The 25,791-nt window shown below is 66.4% G+C and carries 21 protein-coding genes and 1 tRNA gene; 16 read left to right on the top strand and 6 right to left on the bottom strand.

The features are described 5' to 3' along the window. Nucleotides 1-80 precede the first annotated feature (80 nt). Both CUR21_RS14925 and CUR21_RS14930 read right to left on the bottom strand, forming a co-directional pair. Complete coding sequence (locus CUR21_RS14925; protein ID WP_100197845.1) at nucleotides 81-446, bottom strand: DoxX family protein; 366 nt, start codon at nucleotides 444-446, stop codon at nucleotides 81-83. After that, nucleotides 446-1,144: an SDR family oxidoreductase gene (locus CUR21_RS14930; RefSeq protein WP_100197846.1), complete on the bottom strand. Its 699-nt coding sequence runs from the start codon at nucleotides 1,142-1,144 to the stop codon at nucleotides 446-448. Before CUR21_RS14930 ends, CUR21_RS14925 begins: the two co-directional genes overlap by 1 nt. Nucleotides 1,145-1,239: 95 nt before the next feature. Between CUR21_RS14930 and CUR21_RS14935 the strand changes: the two genes are divergently transcribed. Continuing rightward, a complete protein-coding gene (locus tag CUR21_RS14935; protein ID WP_100197847.1) occupies nucleotides 1,240-2,241 on the top strand; it encodes a P1 family peptidase in 1,002 nt (333 codons plus the stop codon). Nucleotides 2,242-2,274: 33 nt separating this feature from the next. On the opposite strand, the gene CUR21_RS14940 is transcribed toward CUR21_RS14935, so the two are convergent. Beyond that, nucleotides 2,275-3,513 carry a lytic murein transglycosylase gene (locus CUR21_RS14940; protein ID WP_100197848.1) on the bottom strand — a complete coding sequence of 413 codons (1,239 nt, stop codon included), beginning with the start codon at nucleotides 3,511-3,513 and terminating at the stop codon, nucleotides 2,275-2,277. Nucleotides 3,514-3,717: 204 nt separating this feature from the next. Here CUR21_RS14940 and CUR21_RS14945 point away from each other — a divergent pair, with 204 nt between their 5' ends. Both CUR21_RS14945 and CUR21_RS14950 read left to right on the top strand, forming a co-directional pair. Then, nucleotides 3,718-5,769: a hydantoinase/oxoprolinase N-terminal domain-containing protein gene (locus CUR21_RS14945; RefSeq protein WP_100197849.1), complete on the top strand. Its 2,052-nt coding sequence runs from the start codon at nucleotides 3,718-3,720 to the stop codon at nucleotides 5,767-5,769. A 49-nt stretch (nucleotides 5,770-5,818) separates the two neighbouring features. Beyond that, nucleotides 5,819-5,895: transfer RNA gene (locus tag CUR21_RS14950), tRNA-Met, on the top strand. Between the two features lie 18 nt (nucleotides 5,896-5,913). Here CUR21_RS14950 and CUR21_RS14955 read toward each other — a convergent pair. Further along, nucleotides 5,914-6,294 (bottom strand): diacylglycerol kinase, encoded by a 381-nt coding sequence (locus CUR21_RS14955; RefSeq protein WP_100197850.1) that lies wholly within the window; start codon nucleotides 6,292-6,294, stop codon nucleotides 5,914-5,916. A 293-nt stretch (nucleotides 6,295-6,587) separates the two neighbouring features. Here CUR21_RS14955 and CUR21_RS14960 point away from each other — a divergent pair, with 293 nt between their 5' ends. Together CUR21_RS14960 and CUR21_RS14965 are read left to right on the top strand one after the other, a co-directional pair. Further along, the gene (locus CUR21_RS14960) at nucleotides 6,588-7,739 is read left to right on the top strand and encodes an efflux RND transporter periplasmic adaptor subunit (protein ID WP_100197851.1); all 1,152 of its coding nucleotides are present in this window, start codon (nucleotides 6,588-6,590) and stop codon (nucleotides 7,737-7,739) included. Between the two features lie 4 nt (nucleotides 7,740-7,743). Next, entirely contained in the window at nucleotides 7,744-10,872 is a 3,129-nt protein-coding gene (locus CUR21_RS14965) for an efflux RND transporter permease subunit (protein ID WP_100197852.1), read from the top strand. 6 nt (nucleotides 10,873-10,878) lie between these two features. On the opposite strand, the gene CUR21_RS14970 is transcribed toward CUR21_RS14965, so the two are convergent. Continuing rightward, nucleotides 10,879-11,481 carry a TetR/AcrR family transcriptional regulator gene (locus CUR21_RS14970; protein WP_157792036.1) on the bottom strand — a complete coding sequence of 201 codons (603 nt, stop codon included), beginning with the start codon at nucleotides 11,479-11,481 and terminating at the stop codon, nucleotides 10,879-10,881. A gap of 88 nt (nucleotides 11,482-11,569) precedes the next feature. Between CUR21_RS14970 and CUR21_RS14975 the strand changes: the two genes are divergently transcribed. Further along, a complete protein-coding gene (locus CUR21_RS14975) occupies nucleotides 11,570-12,037 on the top strand; it encodes a (2Fe-2S)-binding protein (protein ID WP_100197854.1) in 468 nt (155 codons plus the stop codon). A gap of 1 nt (nucleotide 12,038) precedes the next feature. After that, nucleotides 12,039-14,261 (top strand): xanthine dehydrogenase family protein molybdopterin-binding subunit, encoded by a 2,223-nt coding sequence (locus tag CUR21_RS14980; RefSeq protein WP_100197855.1) that lies wholly within the window; start codon nucleotides 12,039-12,041, stop codon nucleotides 14,259-14,261. Between the two features lie 58 nt (nucleotides 14,262-14,319). Here CUR21_RS14980 and CUR21_RS14985 read toward each other — a convergent pair whose 3' ends face one another. Continuing rightward, nucleotides 14,320-15,081, bottom strand: a complete 762-nt coding sequence (locus tag CUR21_RS14985) for a DeoR/GlpR family DNA-binding transcription regulator (RefSeq protein ID WP_100197856.1) — start codon at nucleotides 15,079-15,081, stop codon at nucleotides 14,320-14,322. Nucleotides 15,082-15,341: 260 nt separating this feature from the next. Between CUR21_RS14985 and glpD the strand changes: the two genes are divergently transcribed. The 9 genes from glpD to CUR21_RS15030 all read left to right on the top strand — a co-directional run bounded on the left by glpD (nucleotide 15,342) and on the right by CUR21_RS15030 (nucleotide 25,786). Beyond that, nucleotides 15,342-16,928 carry a glycerol-3-phosphate dehydrogenase gene (gene glpD, locus CUR21_RS14990; protein WP_232622817.1) on the top strand — a complete coding sequence of 529 codons (1,587 nt, stop codon included), beginning with the start codon at nucleotides 15,342-15,344 and terminating at the stop codon, nucleotides 16,926-16,928. A gap of 10 nt (nucleotides 16,929-16,938) precedes the next feature. Next, the gene (locus CUR21_RS14995) at nucleotides 16,939-18,039 is read left to right on the top strand and encodes an ABC transporter ATP-binding protein (RefSeq protein ID WP_100197858.1); all 1,101 of its coding nucleotides are present in this window, start codon (nucleotides 16,939-16,941) and stop codon (nucleotides 18,037-18,039) included. Between the two features lies 1 nt (nucleotide 18,040). Then, nucleotides 18,041-19,120 (top strand): ABC transporter ATP-binding protein, encoded by a 1,080-nt coding sequence (locus tag CUR21_RS15000; protein WP_100197859.1) that lies wholly within the window; start codon nucleotides 18,041-18,043, stop codon nucleotides 19,118-19,120. Beyond that, on the top strand, nucleotides 19,117-19,989 hold the full coding sequence (locus CUR21_RS15005) for a carbohydrate ABC transporter permease (protein WP_100197860.1): 873 nt from the start codon (nucleotides 19,117-19,119) through the stop codon (nucleotides 19,987-19,989). Before CUR21_RS15000 ends, CUR21_RS15005 begins: the two co-directional genes overlap by 4 nt. Further along, nucleotides 19,989-20,792 carry a carbohydrate ABC transporter permease gene (locus CUR21_RS15010; protein WP_100197861.1) on the top strand — a complete coding sequence of 268 codons (804 nt, stop codon included), beginning with the start codon at nucleotides 19,989-19,991 and terminating at the stop codon, nucleotides 20,790-20,792. Before CUR21_RS15005 ends, CUR21_RS15010 begins: the two co-directional genes overlap by 1 nt. After that, nucleotides 20,789-21,220 carry a DUF2160 domain-containing protein gene (locus tag CUR21_RS15015; RefSeq protein ID WP_232622818.1) on the top strand — a complete coding sequence of 144 codons (432 nt, stop codon included), beginning with the start codon at nucleotides 20,789-20,791 and terminating at the stop codon, nucleotides 21,218-21,220. The genes CUR21_RS15010 and CUR21_RS15015 overlap by 4 nt, the downstream gene beginning before the upstream one ends. Nucleotides 21,221-21,310: 90 nt before the next feature. Continuing rightward, complete coding sequence (locus CUR21_RS15020) at nucleotides 21,311-23,035, top strand: ABC transporter substrate-binding protein (RefSeq protein WP_100197862.1); 1,725 nt, start codon at nucleotides 21,311-21,313, stop codon at nucleotides 23,033-23,035. Nucleotides 23,036-23,177: 142 nt separating this feature from the next. Further along, nucleotides 23,178-24,662: a glycerol kinase GlpK gene (gene glpK / locus CUR21_RS15025; RefSeq protein WP_100197863.1), complete on the top strand. Its 1,485-nt coding sequence runs from the start codon at nucleotides 23,178-23,180 to the stop codon at nucleotides 24,660-24,662. After that, nucleotides 24,659-25,786 (top strand): iron-containing alcohol dehydrogenase, encoded by a 1,128-nt coding sequence (locus tag CUR21_RS15030; RefSeq protein ID WP_100197864.1) that lies wholly within the window; start codon nucleotides 24,659-24,661, stop codon nucleotides 25,784-25,786. Before glpK ends, CUR21_RS15030 begins: the two co-directional genes overlap by 4 nt. The last annotated feature ends 5 nt before the right edge of the window (nucleotides 25,787-25,791 follow it).

Genomic DNA, 25,791 nt, shown 5'->3' on the forward strand with positions numbered 1-25,791 from the left:
AGTTGTGGACGAAAACCTAAGATGCCAGCCGCGGCGCGGCAATGGGGGCCTGCGGCAGGCTTCGTGTGCGCCTGCGCGCCCTAGCGCCAGATCACCCAGCGCCCCGGCCCTTGCGCGGCCAAGATCAGCAGCCCGCCCGCGATGGCCCAGTTCTTGACCATGATGGTCAGCTGCCACGGGTCCGCGCGCAGCTGCCAGTGGAAAAAGCTGGTCATCAGGCAATAGCCCGCCAGCGCCCCGGCCCAAAGCGCGACGCGCGGCCCCAGCAGCAGCGCAAGACCCGCCACCAGATTGAACGCCGCCACCGGCCAGACCAGCGCAGGCGGCAGGCCCACCCCCGCCAGCATCGCCTGCACCGGCGCCGGATCGCCCAGTTTCTGCACCGCCCCGCCCAGAAACAGCAGCGCGATCAGCCCCCGGCCCGCAAGGTTCAGCGCATCCCCCATCACACCGACCGCGTGATGCCGCCATCCACCCGCAGATTCTGCCCGGTGATATAGCCCGCCCCGTCCGAGGCCAGAAAGGCCACTGTCGCGGCAATCTCCTCCGCGCGGCCATAACGCCCCATCGGAATGCGGGCGCGAAACGCCTCCTTCTCGGGCAGGCTGTCGATGAAACCGGGCAGCACATTGTTGATGCGAATGCCCTTGGCGGCATAGTGATCGGCATAAAGCTTGGTAAAGGCCGCCAGCCCCGCCCGCGCCACGCCGCTGGTCGGGAAGGCCGGGTCGGGCTCGAAGGTGGCGAAGGTGGTGATGTTGATGATCGCGCCCTTGCCCTGCGCCTCCATGATCGGCGTCACCGCGCGAATGGGGCGCACCGCCGACAGGAAATAGATCTCGAACCCCTGATGCCAGCCCTCATCGGTGATCTCGACCAAGGGCGCGCGGGGCCCGTGGCCTGCGCTGTTTACCAGCACATCAATCCGGCCAAAGCGCTCCATCGTGGCGGCGATCAGCCGCTCCACATCCGCCTGCACCTGATTGGACCCGGTCACGCCCACGCCGCCCAACTCCACCGCCAAAGCCTCGCCCTTGCCCGAGGACGACAGGATGCTGACCGCATAGCCCTCTGCCGCCAGCTTGCGCGCCGCAGCCGCCCCCATGCCGGATCCGCCCGCCGTTACCACCGCCACCTTTTGCATATGCCCAACTCCCTGATCTGTTGCCGCACCCTGCCACGCGCAGGCGGGCGGCGAAAGGGCTTGCCAAAGCGCGCGGTTTGCGGCCCCCTTGGCCCATGCGCCCCGGACCGAAGAACCTCATCACCGATGTGCCCGGCCTGCTGGTCGGCCAGTCGCATGACGCCCGCTTGCGCTCCGGCGTCACGGTCCTTACCGCTGATCGGCCATTCACAGCGGCGGTGCAGGTCATGGGCGGCGCGCCCGGCACGCGGGAAACCGATCTGCTCGCCCCCGACCGTCTGGTGCAAGAGGTCGATGCGCTGGTGCTCGCAGGCGGCTCGGCCTTTGGGCTTGATGCCTGCTCGGGCGTGGCCGATGCGCTGCGCGCGCGGGGGCGCGGCTTTGCGGTGGGCGATCAGCGCGTGCCCATCGTGCCCGGCGCGATCCTCTTTGATCTGTTGAACGGCGGCGACAAGACCTGGGCGCGCAACCCCTATGCCGCGCTGGGGGCCGCCGCCTTTAACGCCGCCGCCACCGCGTTCGTGCTTGGCACCGCAGGCGCGGGCTATGGGGCCGCCACGCAAAACTGGAAAGGCGGGATCGGCTCGGCCTCCGCCGTGCTGCCCTCTGGCCTCACCGTCGGCGCGCTCGTCGCCGTCAACGCGCTGGGCTCGGCCACCGTGGGCAACACCCCCCATTTCTGGGCCGCCCCGTGGGAGGAAGGCACCGAATTCGGCGGCCTCGGCCCCGCCCCCCGCAGGCCCCCCGCCGATGTCCCCCTCCCGCACAAACGCATGGGCGAATCGACCACCATCGCCATTGTCGCCACCGATGCGCGGCTGACCCAAGCTCAGGCGCAGCGCATGGCCACCGCCGCCCATGATGGCATGGCCCGCGCGCTGGTGCCTTCGCACACCCCGCTCGACGGCGATCTGGTCTTTGCCGCCGCCACGGGCGCACGCGACCTTGCTGATCCGCTCACCGACAGCTTCCAACTCGGCCACGCCGCCGCCACCTGCCTTGCCCGCGCCATCGCCCGCGCGGTGTTCAGCGCCCGCGCCATGACAGGCGACCGTCAGCCCGTCTGGTCCTCCGCCTCCCGGCTTGCACCTTTCTGAAATACTCCCGCCGGAGGCGTCCCCCCGCAGCCCTCAGCGCAAGCGGTTCAGAATCTCCAGACTGGCATAGCCATCGGGCCGCATCCCATTCGCCCGCTGAAACGCTTTCACCGCCGCAATCGTGTTCGGCCCGATCCGGCCATCCACGCCCTTGGGGTCAAACCCGGCTGCGCCCAGCCGCTCTTGCAACTCGATCCGCTCATCCCGCGTCAGCGCGCGCAAGTCGCGCGGCCAGTCGGCAACAATCGCCGGTCCGCCGCGCAGCCGGTCGGCCAGATGGCCCACCGCGATGACATAGGCATCGGCAGTGTTATAGCGTTCGATCACCTGAAAATTGGAAAAGATCAGAAAGGCCGCCCCCCGCGCCCCTCCGGGCAACAGGACCGAGGCCAGCCCGTGATCGGGCAAATCCCCGCCCGCCATCGGCACCACCCCCAGCGCCGCCCAATCGGCCACGGGTTTTCTCACCCGTTCCGTGGTCTGGTCATAGTCAAACCCCTCGGGCAGCCGCACCTCCAGCCCCCAGACCGCCCCCGTGGTCCAGCCCCAATGCCGCAGATAGGCCGCGGCCGAGGCCAGTGCATCCGTCGGGTCATCCCCCCAGACATCGCGCTTGCCGTCGCCGTCGAAATCCACCGCATGGCCCCACCAGCTGGTCGGCATGAACTGCGTGTGCCCCATCGCCCCGGCCCAACTGCCGCGCATCGCCTCCGGGCGCACATCGCCATTGGCCACGATCCGCAAGGCCGCGATCAACTGCTCTTCAAAAAACGCCGCGCGCCGCCCGTCATAGGCCAGCGTCGCCAGCGCCCCGATCGTGGGCGTGTCGCCGCGAAAGCTGCCATAGGCCGATTCCAGCCCCCAGATCGCCGCCACCACATGCCGGTCCACGCCAAATTCGGCCTCGATCCGGCGCAGCACCGCGTCATGCCGCGCCAGCGCCGCCTTGCCATGCGTGATCCTGTCGGCCGAGACAGCCGTGTCCAGATAGTCCCAGATCGTCTTGGTGAACTCGCTCTGGTTCCGGTCACGCTCCAGAATCTTCGGGTCAAAGCGCACATCCGCCAGCGCCCTCTCCAGCACCTCGGGCGCGATTCCTGCTTCCAGCGCACGCGGGCGAAAGCCGGTCAGCCAGTTTGCGAATCCCTCTTCGCTGCCCATGTCGCTGGTCTCCCGCTGCTCTGCCACATTTCCTGTTTCGCTGGTATTGGGCGATTGCGCGGCGCCCGGCTGCGCCAGCCCCACCATCAGAAAGATCAATCCTGCCCGCATATGCCTTGCCCCGCCTTTTTCGCAAAGCCTAGCGCCCGGCGCGGCAAAGGGCAAATCCGGGCGCGCGGCCCCAAGCACCGAGGAACGGTGACAAACCGATAAGCGCCCGCTCTGGCCGTTCCGCGACCGCCAATGTCGCAACAGGGGCTGATCTTTGCGCGCCGATGGCCTAGCTGACAGCCAAGGCAACAGGATCGGCGGGCGATGGGTTATTTTCTGGGCGTGGATACGGGCGGCACCTATACCGATGCGGTGATCGTGGATGCAGAGGCCACCCGCGTCATCGGCAAGGCGAAATCCTTGACCACCCGCCATGATCTGGCCGTGGGCATCGGCGGCGCCGTCGATGCCGCGCTTGCGCAAGCCGGGGTGGCCGCGGCCGAGGTCGCGCTGGTTTCGCTCTCCACCACGCTGGCCACCAATGCGCTGGTCGAAGGGCAGGGCGGCCGCGTGGCCTTGATCTTCATCGGCTTCGACGCCGGAGACGAGGCCCGCGCCGGTCTCGATACGGCACTCAAGGGCGATCCGATCCTGCGCCTTGCCGGGGGGCATGGCCATGCGGGCCAAGAGCTCGCGCCCTTGGATCTCGCCGCGCTGGAGCATCACCTGCTCACGCTCGGCGATCAGGTGATGGGCTTCGCCGTTGCCGCCCGTTTTGCCACCCGCAACCCCGCGCATGAAATTGCCGCGCGCGATCTGATCCGCCGCGTCACGGGCCGCCCGGTCACCTGTAGCCACGAACTCTCGGCCCATCTCAACGGCCCCAAACGCGCGCTGACCGCCGTGCTCAACGCGCGGCTGATCGGCATGATCGACCGGCTGGTCGCTGCCTGCGAGCGTCATCTCGCCAGCCTTGGCATCACAGCCCCCCTGATGGTGGTGCGCGGCGATGGCGCGCTGATCTCGGCCGCCATGGTGCGCGAACGCCCGATCGAGACGATCCTGTCCGGTCCGGCCGCCAGCATCGTCGGCGCGCGCTGGCTGACGGGGGCATCGGATGCGCTGGTCAGCGATATCGGCGGCACCACCACCGATGTGGCGCTGCTGCGTGATGGCCTGCCCGAAATCGACCCCCAAGGCGCGCGGGTGGGCGGCCTGCGCACCATGGTCGAGGCGGTGGCGATGCGCACCACCGGCCTTGGCGGCGATTCCGAAGTGCATCTGATCACCGAAGGCCTGACCGGGGGCCTGCGCCTTGGTCCGCGCCGGCTGATCCCGGTGTCGCTTTTGGCGCAGACGCAGGGGGCCATGGTCCACGCGGCGCTGGACCGCGCCCTGTCGGCGGATGTGTCGGGCGATCATGACGGGCGCTTCGTGATCCCGATGCCGGGGGGGCAAGGCGGGCTTACCGCGCGCGAAGCCGCGCTGCTGGCGCGGATCACCGCGCCGATGCCACTGGCGCAAGCGCTGACCTCGCGGCTCGAGGCGGCGGCGCTCGACCGCCTTGTTGCGCGCGGCTTGGTGATGATCGCGGGCGTCACGCCTTCGGATGCCAGCCATGCGCTGGGGCGCCTCGATGTCTGGGATGCGCAGGCGTCGGATAAAGCGCTGCGCCTCTTGGGCCGCCGCCGCACCGGCGCGGGAGAGCGCTTTGCCACCGATCCGGCGCAGCTTGCGCAAAGCATCATTGATCAACTCACCCGGCAAACCGCCGAGTGCCTGCTGGAAGCGGCCTTTGCCGAAGACCCGGCCTTTGCGGCGGAGTCGCCCGAGGTTCTGGCGCGCCACAGTCTGACGCGGGCAGGCCTGCGGCGGCATCAGGGCGTGATGCAGATCAGCGCGCGGCTGGCGGTGCCGGTGATCGGTCTTGGCGCCTCGGCCCCCGCCTATTACGGCGCGGTCGGCGCGGCCTTGGGGTGCGAGATGATCCTGCCCGAACACGCCGGGGTCGCCAATGCCATCGGTGCCGTGGTGGGGCAGGTCAGCCAGCGCGCCACCGGCACGCTCACCAGCCCGTCCGAAGGCCGCTTTGCCGCGCATCTTCCTTCGGGACTCGCGGTCTTCACCGATCAGGAGGCCGCCCTTGCCGCGCTGACCGAGGCCTTGACGCAAGAGGCCCGTGCCCGCGCGCTGCGCGCCGGCGCCGTGGATCTGCACCTGACCACAGGCCGCGACATCCGCGAGGCCGAAGTGGAAGGCCGCCGCATGTTCATCGAAGCCGTCGTCACCGTCACCGCCTCGGGCCGTCCTCGGGTCGCCCATGCGGCCCCCGCAGGAAACCAGCCCCGCGCGCAGGGGAAGGATGCGGAAATCTGACGAATGGGGCTTGACGCGCGATGGCGGGCGCAATACGACCCGCGCCAGTGGCTAGGTAGCTCAGCTGGTTAGAGCACGTGACTCATAATCACGGGGTCGGGGGTTCGAGTCCCCCCCTCGCCACCACTTCTCTCTCTCCTCACATCAGACCCCGCCGCGCAGCGCCATCAGGGTGATGGCGCCGATATAGCCCGCATTGGCCAGAATCATCAGCGCGACGGCCAAAGATCCCAGATCCTTGGCCTGACGCGCGGCTTCGGACCAGCCGGGCGAGACATGGTCCATCACCACCTCGATCGCGGTGTTCAGCGCCTCGACCGCCAGAAGCGCGGCAAAAAGCACGCCAAAGCCCAGCCAGTGCCACGCCCCCGCTTGCGCCCAAAACAGCAGGGCCGCGCCCATGGCCCCGCCCATGAGTTCCTGCCGCGCGGCGGTTTCGCGCAAAAGGCGCCGCAGCCCGGCCCAAGAATAGGCGGTGGCGTCCAGCATATGCCAAAGCCCCTTGCGCGGTGGTTTCACGGCCATGCGGCCCCCTCCCTGATGCCTTCTTGCGGTCACAGCCTTGCCTGCCGATACGGGCAAGTCCAGCCGCCGCGTGCCGCAAATCCCGCCGCCCGAACAGGCCTGTCTTTCGGGCAATTTCGTTGCATCTGGTCAAAAGAGTGTCAGGCCGCATTCTCTTTGCCGCGCCGGGTCTATCATCTGGCGCGGAAATCAGGTGTCATGCCCGTCACTTGCCCTTGCGGCAAGGCGCGGGCCACTTCAGCGGCGCGCCGGATCACCGCCAGACCGTCTGACCCAAAGGGAGCCGACCCCATATGAAACTCGTGCCGCAACTGTTGGCCATCGCTGTGATCATCGGGGTGGCGGTGCCGCTGGCCGCGCGCTTTGTGCCGGGCACCCATCCTTGGCTCGACAGCGCCGGGCTTCTGGCGCCGCTCACCTCTCTGGGCGTGGTGCCCGACGCAGGCGAAGCCGCCAGCCCTTCGGGCGGGCCGGGCGGCGCGCGGGGCGGGGCAGGCGGGGGCGGCGTGCAGGTTCTGGCCGCCGCGCCGCAACGAGAGGTGCTCAGCACGGTGATCGATGCCATCGGCTCGGCGCGGGGCGCGCATTCGGTGGACCTGTCCTTTGGCGTCAGCGGGCGCATCACCGCGCTGCATGTCGCCCCCGGCAACCGGGTCGAGGCGGGGGCGGTGCTGGCCGAACTGGATGCCGAAAGCGCCCGTCTGGCACTGGAGCGCGCCCGGCTGATGCTGGCCGATGCCCAGCAAACCATCGACCGCCTGTCGCAACTGGCCGGGTCTGGCACCACCACCAGCCTGCAGCGCCAAGACGCCGAACTTGCCCTGCGCACCGCCGAACTGGGCCTGCAAGCCGCGCAGGCCGATCTGGACGACCATCGGCTGACCGCCCCGGTGGCAGGCTATATCGGCCTGATCGAGCCGCAGGTGGGCGATCTGGTGACCCCCACCACCCCGATCACCCGGATCGAAGACCGCTCGACCCTGATCGTCGATTTCCGCGTGCCCGAGCGCATCGCGGCACAGGTGGCGCCCGGGGACACCGTGCAGGCCGCGCCGATCTCTGCCCCCGGACGTCCGATCACCGGGCAGATCACCGCCGTGGACAACCGCGTGGACGAGGCCAGCCGCACCCTGCGGGTGCAGGCCAGCATCGCGAATGCCGATGACAGCCTGCGCGCCGGGATGGCCTTTCGCATCTCGATCACCTTCACCGGGGCCGAAGTGCCCACGGTCAGCCCTCTGGCCATCCAGTGGGGGGGTGATGGGGCCTTTGTCTGGGTGGTGCGCGCGGGCAAGGCCGCCCGCCTGCCTGTCCGCATTCTGCAACGCAACGCCGATGCCGTGTTGATCGAGGCCGATCTGCAACCCGGCGATCTGATTGTCACCGAAGGCGTGCAGGCCCTGCGCCCCGGCGCCGACGTCGCCGTCGCCGCCCCAAGGAGCTGACCCGATGGACACCCGCGCCAAAGCCACCGCCGCCATGGGCCAAAGCACCGCCCTGTTCGTCCGCCGCCCGATTCTGGCCTTTGTGCTCAACGCGCTGATCGTGATTGCGGGGTTTGCCGGATTTCTGGGCGCCGATGTGCGCGAATTGCCGGCGGTGGACCGGCCCGTGGTCTCGATCAGCACCAATTACACCGGGGCCGCGCCCGAAACCATCGACCGTGAGGTGACGGCGGTGATCGAAGGCGCCGCAGGCCGGGTCGCGGGGGTGAAATCCATCTCCTCCTCATCGCGCTTTGGCTCCAGCCGGGTCACGGTGGAATTCAACGACAGTGTCGATCTGGATGTTGCCGCCACCGATCTGCGCGATGCGGTGGCCCGGCAGGTCAACAGCCTGCCCGATGGGGCCGATGCGCCCCGTGTGGTGAAATCCGACGCCGATGCCGAGGCCATTCTGCGCGTGGCTGTCACCTCGTCGCGCCGCAGCGCGGATGAGCTGACCACCCTTGTCACCGATCTGGCCGAATCGCGTCTGCTGGCCGCGCCCGGAGTGGCCGATCTGCAAATCTTTGGCGGGCGCGAACTGTCGTTTCGCGTGGATGTCGACCTGATGCAACTGGCCGCGCGCGGCCTGACGCTGGCCGATCTGCGCAACGTTCTGGGCAATGCCGCCTTTGACTCGCCCGCAGGGGCGCTGAGTTCCGAAAACCAAAGCCTTCTGGTGCGCACCACCGCCGCCATCCGCACCGCCGAACAGATCGAGGCGCTGACGATTGCGGGCAATGTCCGCCTTGGGGATGTGGCGCAGGTCACGCTGGGCCCCGATCCGGGGGCGTCCATCCTGCGCGCCAACGGCCAGACCGGCATCGGCATCGGCATCATCCGTCAGGCCAATGGCAATTCATTGGCGATTTCCGAGGCCGTGCGGCAGGTGGTGGCCGATCTGCAACCGCTGCTGCCCGAAGATGTGCAGATGTTCGTCACCTCGGACAGCGCCGATTTCATCCAAGGCGCCATCACCGAGGTGCAACTGGCGCTGATCCTCTCGGTGCTGATCGTGACGGCGGTGATCTTCTTGTTCCTGCGCGATCCGCGTGCCACGCTGATCCCGATCATCGCCATGCCGGTGGCGCTGATCGGCACGCTGGCCGCCATCTGGATTGTCGGCTTTTCGGTCAACATCATCACGCTGCTGGCGTTGGTGCTGGCCACGGGTCTGGTGGTGGATGATGCCATCGTGGTGCTTGAAAACATCGTGCGCCGCCGGTCCGAAGGCATGGGCGCCCGCGCGGCGGCGGTGCTTGGCACCCAGCAGGTGTTCTTTGCCGTGCTGGCCACCACCACCACGCTGGCCGCTGTTTTCGTGCCGCTGTCCTTCTTGCCGGGGCAGACCGGCGGGCTGTTCCGCGAATTCGGCTTCACCCTTGCCATCGCGGTGCTGCTGTCCTCGGTCACCGCGCTGACGCTGTGTCCGGTGCTGGCCGCCAAGCTTTTGCGCCCGCATGAAACCACCGCACCCAGCCTGATGACTCGTCTGGGGGACCGCCTGTCGCGGCTTTATGCAGGGGCGCTGCGCCTGTGCCTTGCCGCGCCGCTGGTCACGGTCACCTGTGCGCTGTTGTTTGCGGCGCTGGCGCTGGCGATCTTTCCCAATCTGCGGCAGGAACTCACCCCGCCCGAAGACCGCGCGGCGGTGCTGCTCTCGATTCAGGCGCCGCAGGGGGTGTCCCTCGATTACACCGATGCCCGCATGCGCGAGATCGAGGCCTTGGTCGAGCCGCTGCGCGAAAGTGGCGAGGTGACAAGCGTCTTTGCCATCGCGGGGATGGGCGGGCAGGACAGCCGGGGCTTCATCGTGATCACGCTGGCTGGCTGGGCCGAGCGCGCGCGCAGCCAGCAAGAGATCGCCGCCGAGATCAGCGGCAAGCTGCGTGACATCATCGGGGTGCGCGCCTTTGCCATTCAGGGCAATTCGCTGGGCATCCGGGGGGCAGGGCAGGGCTTGTCCTTTGCGCTGGTCGGCGACAATTACGAAACCTTGGCCGACAACGCCCGCGCCCTTGTCGAGCAGATGGAGGCCGATCCGCGCTTTGGGCAGGTGCGTCTGGGCTATGACACCACCCAGCCGCAGCTTTTTGTCGAGATCGACCGCGCCCGCGCCGAGGATCTTGGCGTTCAGATCGCGGGCATGGGCGAGGCGCTGCAAGCCGTGCTAGACGGGCGCACCGTCGGCACGTTGTTCCTTGATGACAACAGCTTTGACATCCGCCTTGTCTCCAACGCCGATCCGGTGAACGACCCCGGCGATCTGGAGCGGATCTTCGTGCCCACCACCGAAGGCCAGATGGTGCCGATTTCCACCTTTGTCACCCTGACGGAACGCGCGGTGGCCCCGCAGCTGGAACGGGAATCCCAGATGCGCGCGGTGCCGATCACCGCCGGGCTGACCCCGGAACTGGCCTTGGGCGATGCGCTGGCGCAGGTGCAGGGCATGGCAGCCGACATCCTGACCGACAACAGCCGCATCGTGCCGCTGGCCGAAGCCGCCACCTTGGGCGAGACCACCTCGGGCCTTGCGATCACCTTCGGCATCGCGCTGATCGTGGTGTTTCTGGTGCTTTCGGCACAGTTTGAAAGCTTTGTTTCGGCCTTCATCGTGATGGCCACGGTCCCGCTGGGGCTGGCCTGCGCGGTGTTTGCGCTGCTGTTCACCGGGGGCAGTCTCAACGTCTACTCGCAGATCGGTTTGGTGCTGCTGGTGGGGATCATGGCCAAGAACGGGATTCTGATCGTCGAATTCGCCGATCAGCTCCGGGAAAAGGGCGCCTCGGTGCGCGCGGCCATCGAAGGCGCCGCCGTGGCCCGCCTGCGCCCAGTGATGATGACGATGGTGGCCACGGTTCTGGGCGGGTTGCCGCTGCTTCTGGCCACCGGCGCGGGGGCCGAGGCGCGCGCGGTGCTGGGGGCGATCATCGTGGGCGGTCTGGGGCTGGCCACCTTGGCCACGCTGTTCATCACGCCCGTCGCCTATCTTCTGCTTGCCGGTCTGTCCCGCTCACGCGCGGCAGAGAGCGAATTGCTGATCGCCGAACTGGAGCAGGCCGCCGCCAATCCAACCCCTCACCCGGCAGAGTGAGGGGCACTAGCCCGTGATCGCCCGCGCGAACAGCCGCGCCAACTGGCGCTGACCTGTGCGATAGCCGTCCAGCGTCTGGCCGGGGAACTTCAGCCCCATCGCCGACACCATGATGGTGCGGGCCACCGTCTCTGGACTGCCGATGCCATCGGCCATCGGCAGCGCCGCCAGCCAGCGCGCCAGAATGCCGATCTTCTGCGCCTGTGCCCGATCCGCCAGATCCTGCGTCAGGCTCATCCCGGCATCCAGCAGTTCCGACCCATGCGGCGTGTCTAGCACCACATCCATGAACTTGCCGTCCTTGGCCACAAAGGCCGCGATCAAGGCCTGTTCCGGCGTCTGCCCGGGGGCTGTCAGCGCCGCCTCCATCGCGGCGATCGCCTCGTTGAAATAGCGCTCGGCCAAGGTGCGGAAGACATCGTCCTTGTTGCGGTAGTGCAGATACAGCGCCGAGCGCGAGATCCCCACCCCGCGCGCGATGTCATCCATCGTGGTGCGCCGGAAGCCATAGGTGGCAAAGGCATGAAAAGCCGCGTCAAGGATCAGATCCTGACGGTCAGCCGCACGGCCCGCCCCGGGCAAGGGCGGCTTGGCATCTTCAACGCTCATGCCTCTGATGTGGCGAAAAGTCCCGCTGTTGTCAATTGACATTCTGACATTTCACGCTCATTTTGTCAGAAGCCAGAAGGAGCCTCCCATGCCCACCACCCTCACCGTGAACGGCACCAGCGCCACCGTCGACCTGCCCGATGACACGCCCTTGCTGTGGGCGCTGCGCGACGGGCTGAACCTCACCGGCACCAAATACGGCTGCGGCGTCGCGGCCTGCGGGGCCTGCACCGTCTTGATCGATGGCGTGGCGCAGCGGTCCTGCCAGACGGCGCTGGCCGATGTGGCAGGCGCTTCTGTCACCACCATCGAGGGCCTTGGCACCCCCGCCGCGCTGCATGCGGTGCAGGCGGCATGGATCGACCATCAGGTCGCGCAATGCGGCTATTGCCAGTCGGGGCAGATCATGCAGGCGGCAAGCCTCTTGGCGGAAAACCCCGCGCCGTCCTTGCAAGAGATCGACGATGCCATGGATGGCAACCTGTGCCGCTGTGGCACCTATCCCCGCATCCGCGCCGCCGTGCAGGATGCCGCCAGCCGCCTGCGCGAGGTGTGATATGGGACGCCTGCGCACCATCGCCCGCCGCACCTTCCTGATCGGCTCGGCCGCCCTTGTCGGCGGTGTCGCCTTTGGCACCTATGCCTATCGCAAACCGCATGCCAACCCGATTGCCGGGGCGGGCATCGGCGCGCTCACGCCTTATGTCCTGATCGACCCGCAAGGTGTCACCATCATCGCGCCGCGCGCGGAAATGGGGCAGGGCATCCACTCCACCCTTGCCGCCCTTGTCGCGGAAGAGCTTGACCTGCCGTGGGATCAGGTCCGGGTCCTGCACGGCCCGCCCGCCGCCGCCTATTACAACGCCGCCATGCTCGAAGAAGGCGTGCCCTTTGCGCCCACCGATGAAAGCTGGCTTGCGGAAACCGCACGCGGGGCGATGGCGATTCCGGCCAAGTTCCTTGCGCTGCAAATCACCGGCGGCTCCACGTCCACACCAGACGCCTATGAAAAGATGCGCGCCGCCGGGGCCGTCGCCCGCGCCGCATTGGTGCAGGCCGCCGCCCGCCGCCTTGGGCTTGATGCCGCCACGCTGACCACAGAAGGCGGCGCGGTGATCGCCCCCGATGGCACCCGCATTCCCTATACCGAGCTCGCGGTCGAGGCTGCGGCCAGCGACCTGCCCGCCGTGCCGCCCTTGAAGGCCCGCGAGGATTGGACGCTGCTGGGCACCTCGCTGCCGCGGCTTGACATGGTGGAAAAATCCACCGGCACCGCGCAATTCGCGGGCGATATCCGCTTGCCCGGCATGCGCTTTGCCACCGTGCGCATGAACCCCGCGATCGGGGCCGCGATGAACGGCTTTGACGCCACCGCCGCCCTTGCCATGCCGGGGGTGGAGCAGGTGATCAATCTGGGCCGGGGTGTGGCTGTCGTTGCCAACACCACTTGGGCCGCGATGCAAGGCGCCGATGCCATCCGCTTTGATTGGGCGGACGCCAGCTATCCCGCGACCAGTGCCGAAATGCGGGCCCAGATTGCCGCCGCCTTCTCCTCTGACACGGTGGATGCCACCCCCCGCAACGATGGCGATGTGACCCAGCCGCGCGGCCAGACCTTGCAGGCCGAGTATCACGTCCCCCCGCTCGCCCATGCCACGATGGAGCCGCAGCAGGCCACTGCGCTGTTGCAGGATGGCCGGTTGGAAATCTGGGTCGGCACCCAAGCCCCCGGTTTCGCCCGCAAGGCCGCTGCCAAGGCGGCCGGCATCGCGGAAGAAAATGTCACTCTGCACACCACCCTGATGGGCGGCGGCTTCGGGCGGCGGACCGAGCTGGACGCCAGCATCTATGCGGCGCAGGTCGCGGCGGCGATGCCCGGCACCCCCGTGCTCGTCACTTGGTCGCGCGAAGAAGATATGGTGCAAGGCCCGTTCCGCCCGATGGCCAGCGCCCGCATTGCGGGCAGCGTGGCCGAGGGCCAGATCGAAACCTTCGACCTTGCCATCGCCGCGCCGTCGATCATGGAAACCTTTGGCGAGCGCTTCGGCGTGCCGATGGCCGGGCCCGACAGCACCTTGTCGCAAGGCGCATGGGAGCAGCCCTATAGCTTCGCCAATTACCGCGTCACAGCCCATCGCGCGCCGCGCACCGTGCCCTTGGGCTTCTGGCGCTCGGTGGGGGCGTCCCACAACGGGTTCTTCCACGAAGGCGCGGTGGATGAGCTGGCGCATCTGGCCGGGGTCGACCCGCTGGCGTTCCGGCTGCAACACATCACCCACGCGCCGTCGCGGCAGGTTCTGGAAGCCGTGGCCGAGATGTCGGGCTGGGGCACACCGCGCCCGAACCGCGCGCTGGGGGTGGCCTTTGTGCTGTCTTTTGGCGTGCCCACGGCCGAGGTGATCGAGGTCGAGGATACACCGCAAGGCATCCGCCTGACGGGGGCATGGGCCGCCGTCGATGTCGGCACCGCGCTCGATCCGCGCAACATCCAAGCGCAGGTCTCGGGGGCCATGGTCTTTGGCCTGTCGGCGGCGATCAATGGGCAGATCACCTTTGCGGGCGGCCATGTCGAGCAGCGGAACTATTGGGATTATGAACCCCTGCGCCTGCACCAATGCCCCGAGATTCAGGTGCGCATCCTCGAGTCTGGCAGCAAGATCCGTGGCATCGGCGAACCCGGCACCCCGCCTGCCGCCCCGGCGCTGGCCAATGCCCTGTTTGCGCTGACAGGCACACGTGCGCGCGAGTTGCCTTTGGCAAACAGCTTCCGCTTTGCCTAAAGCCCGCGTCCCCCGGCCCTGTGCCGGGGGATGAGCAGGGGCGGCCCGCTGTCTTGCGCTACTCGCCCACGACCACCCGGGTGCCCCAGCCTTCGCAGGCGCGCGCCAACCCGTCGGGCAAGGGCTGATCGGTGAACACCGCATCCAGTTCGGACAGGCTGGCGATCCGGGCCGGGGCGGTCCGGCCCAGCTTGGTGTGATCGCTCACCAGAAAGGACTGCCGCGCCTGCCGGATGATCGACCGGCTGACGCGCACCTCGGCCAGATCAAAGTCCAGCAGATCGCCTTCACGGTCCAGCGCCGAGGTGCCGATGATGGCGAAGTCCACCTTGAATTGCTCAAAGAACTGGGTGGTCAACTCTCCCACCAGCCCGCCATCGCTGCGCCGCAAGGCCCCGCCCGCCACCATGATCTCGCAGCTTGGGTTGGCGACCAGAATATTGGCGACATTCATATTGTTGGTCACCACCGTGATATTGCGGTGATGCACCAGCTCGCGCGCCACCGCTTCGGTGGTGGTGCCAAGGTTCAGGATCATCGACGCATTGTCGGGAATCGCCGCCGCGCAGGCGCGCGCGATCGCCGCCTTGGCGGCCTCGTTCATCCGGCGCCGCGCTTCATAGCCGATATTGGCAACCCCGGTGCGCGGCACCGCGCCGCCATGCACGCGGTCCAGATGCCCGGCCTCGGCCAATTCGGTCAGGTCGCGGCGGATGGTCTGAAGCGTCACCTCAAAGCGCTGCGCCAGATCCTCGACCACGACGCGGCCTTCTTGCCGGGCGATCTCCAATATGCCTGTCTGCCGGAAATTCATTGCCACCGATACACCCTTTCCTTGCCCCTTTCTGCCACAGCTTCGCAGGCCTTGTCACCGCCCCACCGCATGCTGCGCGCGCATTCGTTTTTACGCGTTTGCAGCATAATCTTTGATCGCACGGTCAAACACACCCCTCAGCGCCTGCGCAAATGTTCGTTTCCGATAAAAACGCACATAAACGAAAAAAGCCAGTTGACGGATGCCAAGGCCGTGAGGCAGGGTCGCAGCATGGGGGGGAAACCTTTCCAAAGGGGGATTCACACGTGACAGATGCCCAGCGGCCCGATCTGGCCGACCTGTTCATCATTGGCGGCGGCATCAACGGATGCGGCATCGCGCGCGACGCAGCCGGGCGCGGCCTGACTGTTGTTCTGGCCGAGCAGGGCGATCTGGCGCAGGCCACCTCGTCCGCTTCGACAAAGCTGTTTCACGGCGGTCTGCGCTATCTCGAGTATTTCGAATTCCGTCTTGTGCGCGAGGCGCTGGAAGAGCGCGAGACCCTGCTCACCGCCATGCCGCATATCTCATGGCCGATGCGCTTTGTGCTGCCCTATCACCGCGACATGCGGTTCGAGAGTGACACGCCCACCAGCCGCCTCTTGGGCGTGGTGATGCCATGGATGAAAGGCCGCCGCCCGGCATGGCTGATCCGGCTGGGCCTGTTCCTGTATGACACGCTGGGGGGCCGCAAGATCCTCCCCGCGACCCGCACGCTCGATCTGGCACGCGATCCTGCAGGCGCCCCGCTCAAGCCGAAATTCGCCCATGCCTACGAATATTCCGACTGCTGGATCGAGGATTCGCGCCTTGTCGTGCTGAACGCGCGCGATGCGGAATCGCGCGGTGCCCGCATCATGGTGCAAACCCGTGTGATCAGCGCCACCCGCATGGGCGACCATTGGGAGGTGCTGACCGAAGGCCCCGAAGGCCGCGCCACGCATCACGCGCGGGTTCTGGTCAACGCCGGCGGCCCGTGGGTCGAAGACATCATCCGCAATGTCGCCCGCATCAACTCCACCGAAGGCGTTCGCCTTGTGCGCGGCAGCCACATCGTCACCCGCAAGCTTTATGACCACGACCGCTGCTATTTCTTCCAAGGCGAAGACGGGCGCATCATCTTTGCCATCCCTTACGAGCAGGATTTCACCCTGATCGGCACCACGGACAAAGATCACAAGGGCGCCCCGCGCGATGCGGTCTGCACCGATGAAGAACGCGATTACCTGCTGGCCTTCGCCTCGAATTACTTCGCCAAACCCGTCACCAAGGACGACGTGGTCTGGACCTATTCCGGCGTCCGCCCGCTCTACAACGACGGGGCCAAATCCGCCACCGCCGCCACCCGGGATTACGTCCTTTCGCTCGATCAAAGCGGCGCGCCGCTGCTCAATGTCTTTGGCGGCAAAATCACCACCTACCGCCGTCTGGCAGAATCCGCGCTCGAGAAAATCCTGCCCTTTTTCCCCGGCACCAAGGGCAAATGGACGGCGCGCCAGCCTTTGCCAGGGGGCGATTTTCCGGTGGATGGCGTGGCGGCCCTGACCGCCGCCTTGCAGGCCGCGCATCCCTATCTGTCCGCCTATCACGCGGCGCGCCTGATCCGTGCCTATGGCACCGAAGCCATGCAAGTCCTTGGCTCTGCCCGCAGCCTTGCGGATCTGGGGCAGGATTTCGGCGCCACCTTGACCGAAGCCGAGGTGCGCTGGCTGATGACCCGCGAATATGCCCGCCATGCGGCCGATATCGTCTGGCGGCGCACGAAACTGGGCCTGCGAATGACCAAGGATCAGATCGCGGCGCTTGAAAGCTACATGACCACCCCGCGCGCCATGAGTGGGGCCGCCGAATAAGGGAACGTTGATGGCTCTGGAATTGCAGAACGTGTCGCGGTTGGTCGAGGGGCGGGTGCATATCCATCTAACCTCCCTGACCTTGCAAAAGGGCACCATGAACGTGCTGCTCGGGCCCACCCTTTCGGGCAAGACCTCGCTGATGCGCCTGATGGCGGGGCTGGATGCGCCCACCACCGGGCGCATCCTGTGGGATGGCCGCGATGTCACCGGCATGCGGGTGCAAGACCGCAAGGTGGCGATGGTCTACCAGCAGTTCATCAATTACCCCGGCCTCACGGTCTATGAAAACATCGCCTCGCCCTTGCGGATCATGGGGCGTGACGCCGCCAGCATCGATAAGGCTGTGCGCGACACGGCCGAGATGATGCGCCTGACGCCGATGCTCCAGCGCAAGCCGCTGGAGCTTTCGGGCGGTCAGCAGCAGCGCTGCGCGCTCGCCCGCGCGCTTGTCAAAGGCGCTGGCCTTGTGTTGCTGGATGAACCCTTGGCCAACCTTGATTACAAACTGCGCGAAGAGCTGCGCATCGAAATCCCCCGCATCTTCGAGGCATCCGGTGCGATCTTCGTCTATGCCACCACCGAACCCGAAGAGGCGCTGTTGCTGGGCGGAAATACCGCCGCCCTGCACGAAGGCCGCGTGACCCAATTCGGCCCGACCCCGCAGGTCTATCGCCAGCCCGCCGACATGACGACAGCGCGCGTCTTTTCAGACCCGCCGATGAACTTTCTGCCTTGCGTCAAGACCTTTGCCCAAGTCGCGCTTGGCGAGGCGACCACCCCGGCCAGCGGTGCTTTCGCCGATCTGCCCGATGGCAGCTATACCGCCGGGTTCCGTGCCAACCACCTGTCCTTGCAGCCGCATTCGGCCCATGCGCTGCCGTTTCGCTGCAAGCTGGGCGTCACTGAAATCACCGGGTCCGAAACCTTCCTGCATCTGTCGCACGGGGCCGACACATGGGTGGGCCTTGTCCATGGCGTGCAGAATCTGGCCGACGGGGATGAAGTCACGGTCTGGCTCGATCCGGCGCATGTCTACCTCTTTGATGCGGCAGGCCAGCTGGCGGCCCCTGCCGCCTATGCGCAGTCCGATCTGAAGGGGGCTGCGTGACATGGCACAGATCACTCTGAAAAATCTGGCGCACAGCTATTCTCCGAACCCCTCCAAGGACGCGGATTTCGCGCTCAAGGAAATGGATCACGTCTGGCAGGACGGCGGCGCCTATGCGCTTCTGGGCTCGTCGGGCTGTGGCAAGACCACGCTTTTGAACATCATCTCGGGCCTGCTGCGCCCCAGCCAAGGCCGCGTGCTTTTTGGCGACCGCGATGTGACCGATGCCGCCACGTCGGAACGCAACATCGCGCAGGTGTTCCAGTTCCCGGTGGTCTATGACACCATGACGGTGCGCGACAATCTGGCCTTTCCGCTGCGCAATCGCGGGATGGACCCAAAATACATCGCCGACCGCGTGCAGGCGATCGCCCAGATGATCGGCATGGAAGCCACGCTGAACCGCAAGGCCCAAGGGCTGACGGCGGATGCCAAGCAAAAGATCAGCCTTGGCCGTGGCATGGTGCGCGAAGACGTGAACGCCATCCTTTTTGATGAACCGCTCACCGTGATCGACCCCCATATGAAATGGGAATTGCGCACGCAGTTGAAAAAGCTGCACCGCGATTTCGGGCATACGATGATCTACGTCACCCATGACCAGACCGAGGCGTTGACCTTCGCCGACAAGGTGGTGGTGATGTATGATGGCCGTGTGGTGCAGATGGGCACGCCGGAAGAGCTGTTTGAAACGCCGCAGCACACCTTTGTGGGCTATTTCATCGGCTCGCCGGGGATGAACCTGCTGTTTGCCCAGATCGACGGCAACACGGCGCATGTGCAGGGGCAGGCCGTGGCCTTGGGCGCGTCCTATGCGCCACTTGCCGGGCGCACGCAAATCGGCATCCGCCCGGAATACACGCGCCTGACGGCGGGCGAGGGGCTTCCCGTCAGCATCAAGCGGGTCGAGGACGTGGGGCGCCACCGGCTCATCCGGGCCGAGGTGCTGGGCCAGCCCCTCAGCATCGTCGCCCCCGAAGGCCAAGAGATCGGCGCCGACCTCACCCATGTCGCCTTCGCGCCGGAAAAGATCAACGTCTATGCCGATGAGTGGCGCGTGCAGGGAGAGGCCGCCCGATGAACAAGACCCAGAACAACAAGGCATGGTTCCTTGTGCTGCCCGTGCTGGTGGTGGTCGCCTTCTCCGCCGTGCTGCCCTTGATGACGGTGGTGAACTATGCGCTGAACGACACCTTCGGCAACAACCAGTTCTTCTGGGTGGGCCTCGAATGGTTCGAGGAAATGGTCACCTCCTCGCGCCTGCATGATGCGCTGGGCCGCCAGATCCTGTTCTCCGCCATCATCCTTGCCATCGAAGTGCCCTTGGGCATTTACATCGCGCTCAACATGCCGAAATCCGGCTTCTGGGCCTCGTTCTGCCTTGTGCTGATGTCGCTGCCCTTGCTGATCCCCTTCAACGTGGTCGGCACCATCTGGCAGATCTTTGGCCGGGTCGACATTGGCCTTCTGGGCCACACGCTCGCCGCGCTGGGCATCGATTACAACTACACCAACGATCCTTTTGACGCCTGGATGACCGTCATCGTCATGGATGTCTGGCACTGGACCTCGCTGGTCGCCCTTCTGGCCTATGCCGGGCTGCAATCCATCCCGCAGGCCTATTATCAGGCCGCCAAGATCGACCAAGCCTCGCGCTGGGCCGTCTTCCGCTACATCGAGCTTCCCAAGATGCAAGGCGTGCTGCTGATCGCCATCCTCTTGCGCTTCATGGACAGCTTCATGATCTACACCGAACCCTTTGTGGTGACGGGGGGCGGGCCGGGCAATGCCACTACCTTCCTCTCCATCGACCTTGTCAAAATGGCCATCGGCCAGTTCGACCTCGGCCCCGCAGCGGCGTTCAGCCTGATGTATTTCCTCGTCATCCTCTTGGTGTCTTGGGTGTTCTTCACCGTCATGACCAACCTTGACCGGCAGGAGCAGAAGTGATGCGCGTGAAACCCTCCGCCCTCGTGATGGGCCTCTACCTTCTGTTCCTTCTCCTGCCGATCTACTGGCTGGTGAACATGAGCCTGAAGACCAACACGGAAATCCTCTCGACCTTCACGCTGTGGCCGCAGGATCTGACCTTCCGCAACTACATGGTCATCCTGACCGACCCAAGCTGGTATATGGGCTATGTGAACTCGATCCTCTATGTCACGATGAACGTGGTGATCTCGCTCGCCGTGGCACTGCCCGCTGCCTATGCTTTCTCGCGCTACAGTTTCATGGGCGACAAGCACCTGTTCTTCTGGCTGCTGACCAACCGCATGGCCCCGCCCGCCGTCTTTGCCCTGCCGTTCTTCCAGCTCTATTCCTCGGTCGGCCTCTTTGACACGCATATCGCCGTGGCGCTTGCGCATTGCCTGTTCAACGTGCCGCTGGCCGTCTGGATCTTGGAAGGCTTCATGCGCGGCGTGCCCAAGGAAATCGACGAAACCGCCTATATCGACGGCTACAGCTTCCCCAAGTTCTTCGTCAAAATCTTCATGCCGCTGATCGCCTCGGGCATCGGGGTCGCCGCCTTCTTCTGCTTCATGTTCTCTTGGGTGGAGCTGCTGCTCAGCCGCACCCTCACCTCGGTGAACGCCAAACCCATCGCCGCCACCATGACCCGCACCGTCTCGGCCTCGGGCATGGACTGGGGCGTGCTCGCCGCCGCCGGAGTGTTGACCATCGTGCCGGGCGCCTTGGTGATCTGGTTTGTCCGCAACTACATCGCCAAGGGCTTTGCCCTGGGACGGGTATGATGACCACCACCCCCACCACGCCCGCGCAAAAGCGCACCAACTGGACGCTGATCAGCCTCACCGCCGCCGCCCTCATGGGGGCCGTGCTGGCCGCCCTGCTGCTCTCCGCCCCGCAAAAAGACGGCGCGATCGACTGGTTCGCGCCCATGACCCCCGGCGGCTGGATGGCCTGGACCCTGCCGGTCGCCCTGTTCTTCTGGACGATCGCCTGCCTCTTGATCCTCTTCACCCTGCTGGCGATCCGCTTTCCAGAAACCCCGCGCGTCGGCATCCTGCGCATGGAAACCACGCGCGGCGACCGCCTCTTCATCACCCTTCTGGGCTCGGCCTTTCTCAACCTCGGCTGGCTCTTCTTCTTCGGCGCCCCTCTCTGGGGGGCGCTGGTGGTGTGCCTCGTCTATGCGCTGGCGGTGTTCCGCTTCGTCTAGACGGCCAAAGCGACCGAGGGACGGCGCCCGCGCGCCCAACCCCGGCAAGACCGATACGATCCGACGTCTCACATTCTGGGAGGAAACATAATGAGACTTCGCCACACGACCACCGCCATGGCGCTCGCGCTGATGGCGACAGGCGCCGCCCCCGCCTGGGCTGACATGGACGCCGCCCGCGCGTTCCTCGATGCCGAGATCGGCACGCTGTCCTCGCTGGACCGCGCCGCGCAAGAGGCAGAGATGCAATGGTTCATCGATGCCGCTAAACCCTATGCCGGCATGGACATCAAGGTGGTGTCGGAAACCATCACCACCCATGAATATGAATCCAAGGTGCTGGCCCCGGCCTTCACCGCGATCACCGGCATCAAGATCACCCATGACCTGATCGGCGAAGGCGATGTGGTGGAAAAACTGCAAACGCAGATGCAGTCGGGCGAGAACATCTATGACGCCTATATCAACGATTCCGACCTGATCGGCACCCATTGGCGCTATCAACAGGTTCGCATCCTGGATGACTGGATGGCGGGCGAAGGCGCGGCGGTCACCAACCCGAACCTCGACATCGCCGACTTCATCGGCACCAAATTCACCACCGCGCCGGATGGCAAGCTGTATCAGTTGCCCACCCAGCAATTCGCCAACCTCTACTGGTTCCGCTACGACTGGTTCAACGACGAGAAAACCAAGGCCGATTTCCAAGCGAAATACGGCTATGAACTGGGCGTCCCGCTGAACTGGTCTGCCTATGAAGACATCGCCGAATTCTTCACTGGCCGCGATATGTCCTATGCTGGCGGCCCGTCCTCGGGCGTGTTCGGCAACATGGACTATGGCAAGAAAGACCCGTCCTTGGGCTGGCGCTACACCGACGCATGGATGTCGATGGCCGGGATGGGCGACGTGGGCGAACCCAACGGCCTGCCGGTCGATGAATGGGGCATCCGCGTGAATGAAAACTCGCAGCCCGTCGGCTCTTGCGTCGCGCGGGGCGGGGCCACCAATGACGCGGCGGCGGTCTATGCCGTGACCAAAGCCATCGAGTGGCTGCAAAAATACACCCCGCCCGAAGCCCAAGGCATGACCTTCGGCGAAGCGGGGCCGGTCCCGGCCCAAGGCAACATCGCACAGCAGATGTTCTGGTATACCGCCTTCACCGCCGACATGGTCAAAGAAGGCCTGCCGGTGATGAACGAGGACGGCACGCCGAAATGGCGCATGGCCCCCAGCCCGCATGGCGCCTATTGGCAAGAAGGCACCAAGGTCGGCTATCAGGACGCAGGCTCCTGGACCTTGATGAAATCCACCCCTGTGGACCGTGCGCAGGCGGCCTGGCTCTATGCCCAGTTCGTCACCTCCAAGACCGTGGACGTGAAGAAAAGCCATGTCGGCCTGACCTTCATCCGCGAGTCGACGATCCAGCACGAAAGCTTCACCGAACGCGCGCCAAAACTGGGCGGTCTGGTGGAATTCTACCGCTCGCCCGCCCGCGTGCAATGGTCGCCCACGGGCACCAACGTGCCGGATTATCCGAAACTGGCACAGCTCTGGTGGCAGAACATCGGTGACGCCATGTCGGGCGCAAAGACCCCGCAAGAGGCCCTTGATGCGCTTTGCGAAGAGCAAGAACGCGTGATGGAACGTCTGGAACGTGCAGGCGTGCAAGGCGACATCGGCCCGAAACTGAACGAGCCGCAGGACGCCCAGGTCTGGCTCGATGCGCCCGGCGCGCCGGTGGCCAAGCTGGAAAACGAAAAGCCGCAGGGCGAGACGATCAGCTATGACGAGCTGATCAAGTCCTGGAACTGAGCTGACGCTGAAATGGGCAGGGTAACGCCTTGCCCATTTCACCTGTTCTTAAATATCCCCGCCGGAGGCTCCTGCCGCATGTGTCGGATGCCTCCGGCGGGGATATTTAAGAACAGATGAACAGACCACGAAAGCAGATGACATGACCCATATCCTCGCCATCGATCAGGGCACCACCTCGAGCCGCGCCATCCTGTTTGATGCCGATCTGCGCGTGGTCGCCTCGGCCCAAGAGGAATTTCCCCAGCACTACCCGCAACCGGGCTGGGTGGAGCATGACCCGTCCGACCTGTGGTCCACCGTGGCCGCCACCGCCCGGGCCGCGATGGAGCGGGCGGGGGTTCGGGCAGAGCGGATCGCCGCCATTGGCATCACCAACCAGCGCGAAACCACGCTGATCTGGGACCGCGCCAGCGGGCAGCCGATCCACCCGGCGATCGTCTGGCAAGACCGCCGCACCGCAGGCCTCTGCACCGCGCTGAAAGACGCGGGGCACGAGCCGATGATCACCGAACGCACCGGCCTGCTGCTCGACCCCTATTTCTCGGCGACCAAGGTGAAATGGCTGCTCGACCATGTCGAGGGGGCGCGGGCGCGGGCCGAAGCCGGCGAACTGGCCTTTGGCACGGTGGACACCTGGCTGATCTGGAACCTCACCGGCGGGCGGGTGCATGCGACCGACGCCACCAATGCCGCCCGCACCATGCTCTACAACATCGCCACCGGCACCTGGGACGCCGAGATCTGCGCGCTGATGGATGTGCCCATGGCGCTTTTGCCCGAGGTCAAGGATTGCGCCGCCGACTTCGGCACCACCCGGGCCGATCTCTTCGGCCGTGAAATCCCGATCTGCGGGGTGGCCGGGGATCAGCAGGCCGCGACCGTGGGTCAGGCCTGTTTCGCCCCGGGCATGATGAAATCGACCTATGGCACCGGCTGTTTTGCGCTTCTGAACACCGGCTCGGACCGCGTGCCCTCCACCAACCGGCTTCTGACGACCATCGCCTATCAGCTGGATGGCAAGCCCACCTATGCGCTCGAAGGCTCGATCTTCATCGCGGGCGCCGTGGTGCAATGGCTGCGCGACGGGCTCAAGATCATCCGCCACGCCTCGGAAACCCAAGGGCTCGCCGAAGCGGCGGAGGCGGCGCAGGGCGTAATCCTCGTGCCTGCCTTCACCGGGCTGGGCGCGCCCTATTGGCGGCCCGATTGCCGTGGCGCCGTCTATGGCCTCACCCGCAACTCCGGCCCCGCCGAACTCGCCCGCGCCGCGCTCGAATCCGTCGGCTACCAGACCCGCGACCTGCTCGAGGCGATGCGCGCCGATTGGGGTGCTGCCGCCGATGGCGTGCTGCGCGTCGATGGCGGCATGAGCGCGAGCGACTGGGCCATGCAATTCCTCTCCGACATCCTCGGAGCGCCGGTGGACCGGCCCAAGGTCACGGAAACCACCGCCCTTGGCGCAGCCTACCTTGCCGGGCTTCAGGCCGGGGTCTGCCCCGCGCCCGAGGAATTTGCCAAAAGCTGGGCGCTGGACCGCCGCTTTGAACCGGCGATGGACGCAGACGAACGGCAGGCCAAATACGCCCGCTGGGGCCGCGCCATTCAGGCCACGATGGCGGTATGACCTTCTCGATCCTCCAGCCCGGCCGCGTCGTCTTTGGCCGGGGGCAGGCGGCGCAGGCGGCCGAGGTGGCGCGCCGCTTTGGCCCGCGCGGTCTGCTGGTCCATGGGGCCAACCCCGCCCGCGCGGCCAGCCTGATCGACGCGCTTGGCCCCGAGACGCGCCCGCTCTCCTGCGCCGCCGAACCGACGCTTGCCATGCTCGAGGCCGCCATCGCAGAGGGCCGCGCCCATCGCCCCGATTGGGTGCTGGCCATTGGTGGCGGCGCGGCGCTGGATCTGGGCAAGGCGCTGGCCGCCCTGATCCCCGCGCCGGGTGGGGCGATGGACCATCTGGAACTCGTGGGCCGCGCCCTGCCGCTGTGCGCCGATCCCTTGCCCTTCATCGCCTTGCCCACCACCGCAGGAACGGGGGCCGAGGTGACCAAGAACGCCGTCATCGGCCTGCCAGACCGTGGCCGCAAGGTCAGCCTGCGCGATGATCGCATGATCGCCCGCGTCGCCATCATCGACCCCGCGCTCACCGATGGCTGCCCTTGGCCAGTCACCCTTGCCTCCGGCCTGGATGCGGTCACACAGGTGATCGAACCCTATGTGTCCTGCAAGGCCACGCCCTACACCGATGCCATTTCCCTCCCCGCCATCGCACCGGGCCTGCGCGCGCTAATGCGCCTGCACAAAAGCGAAGACGCCGCCGCGCGCGACACGCTTGCCTATACCTCGCTGTCAGGGGGCTTGGCTTTGGCCAATGCGGGGCTGGGGGTCGTGCATGGCTTTGCGGGCGTCATCGGCGGCACCACGGGGGCCGCGCATGGGGCAATCTGCGGCGCGCTGCTTGGCCCGGTTCTCGCGATGAACCGCGCCCGCAGCACCGGGGCCGCCCGCGCGCGCCTTGACCAAGTCTGCGCGCTCTTGGCCGATGTGCTGGGCTCCACCGCCGACGCCGCCCCCGAGGCGCTTGCCCTTTGGGCGCATGGCGCGGGCCTGCCCAGACTCTCGGCCCTTGGCGTCACCGCGCCAGATCATGCCGCCCTCGCGACGGCGGCAGAAACCGCCTCGTCCACCAAGGGCAACCCGGTCGTCCTTGGTCACGCCGACCTGTGCCAGATATTGGAAAGGGCGGGATAAACCCG

Source organism: Pseudorhodobacter sp. MZDSW-24AT (assembly GCF_002794355.1).
Lineage (GTDB): Bacteria > Pseudomonadota > Alphaproteobacteria > Rhodobacterales > Rhodobacteraceae > Pseudotabrizicola.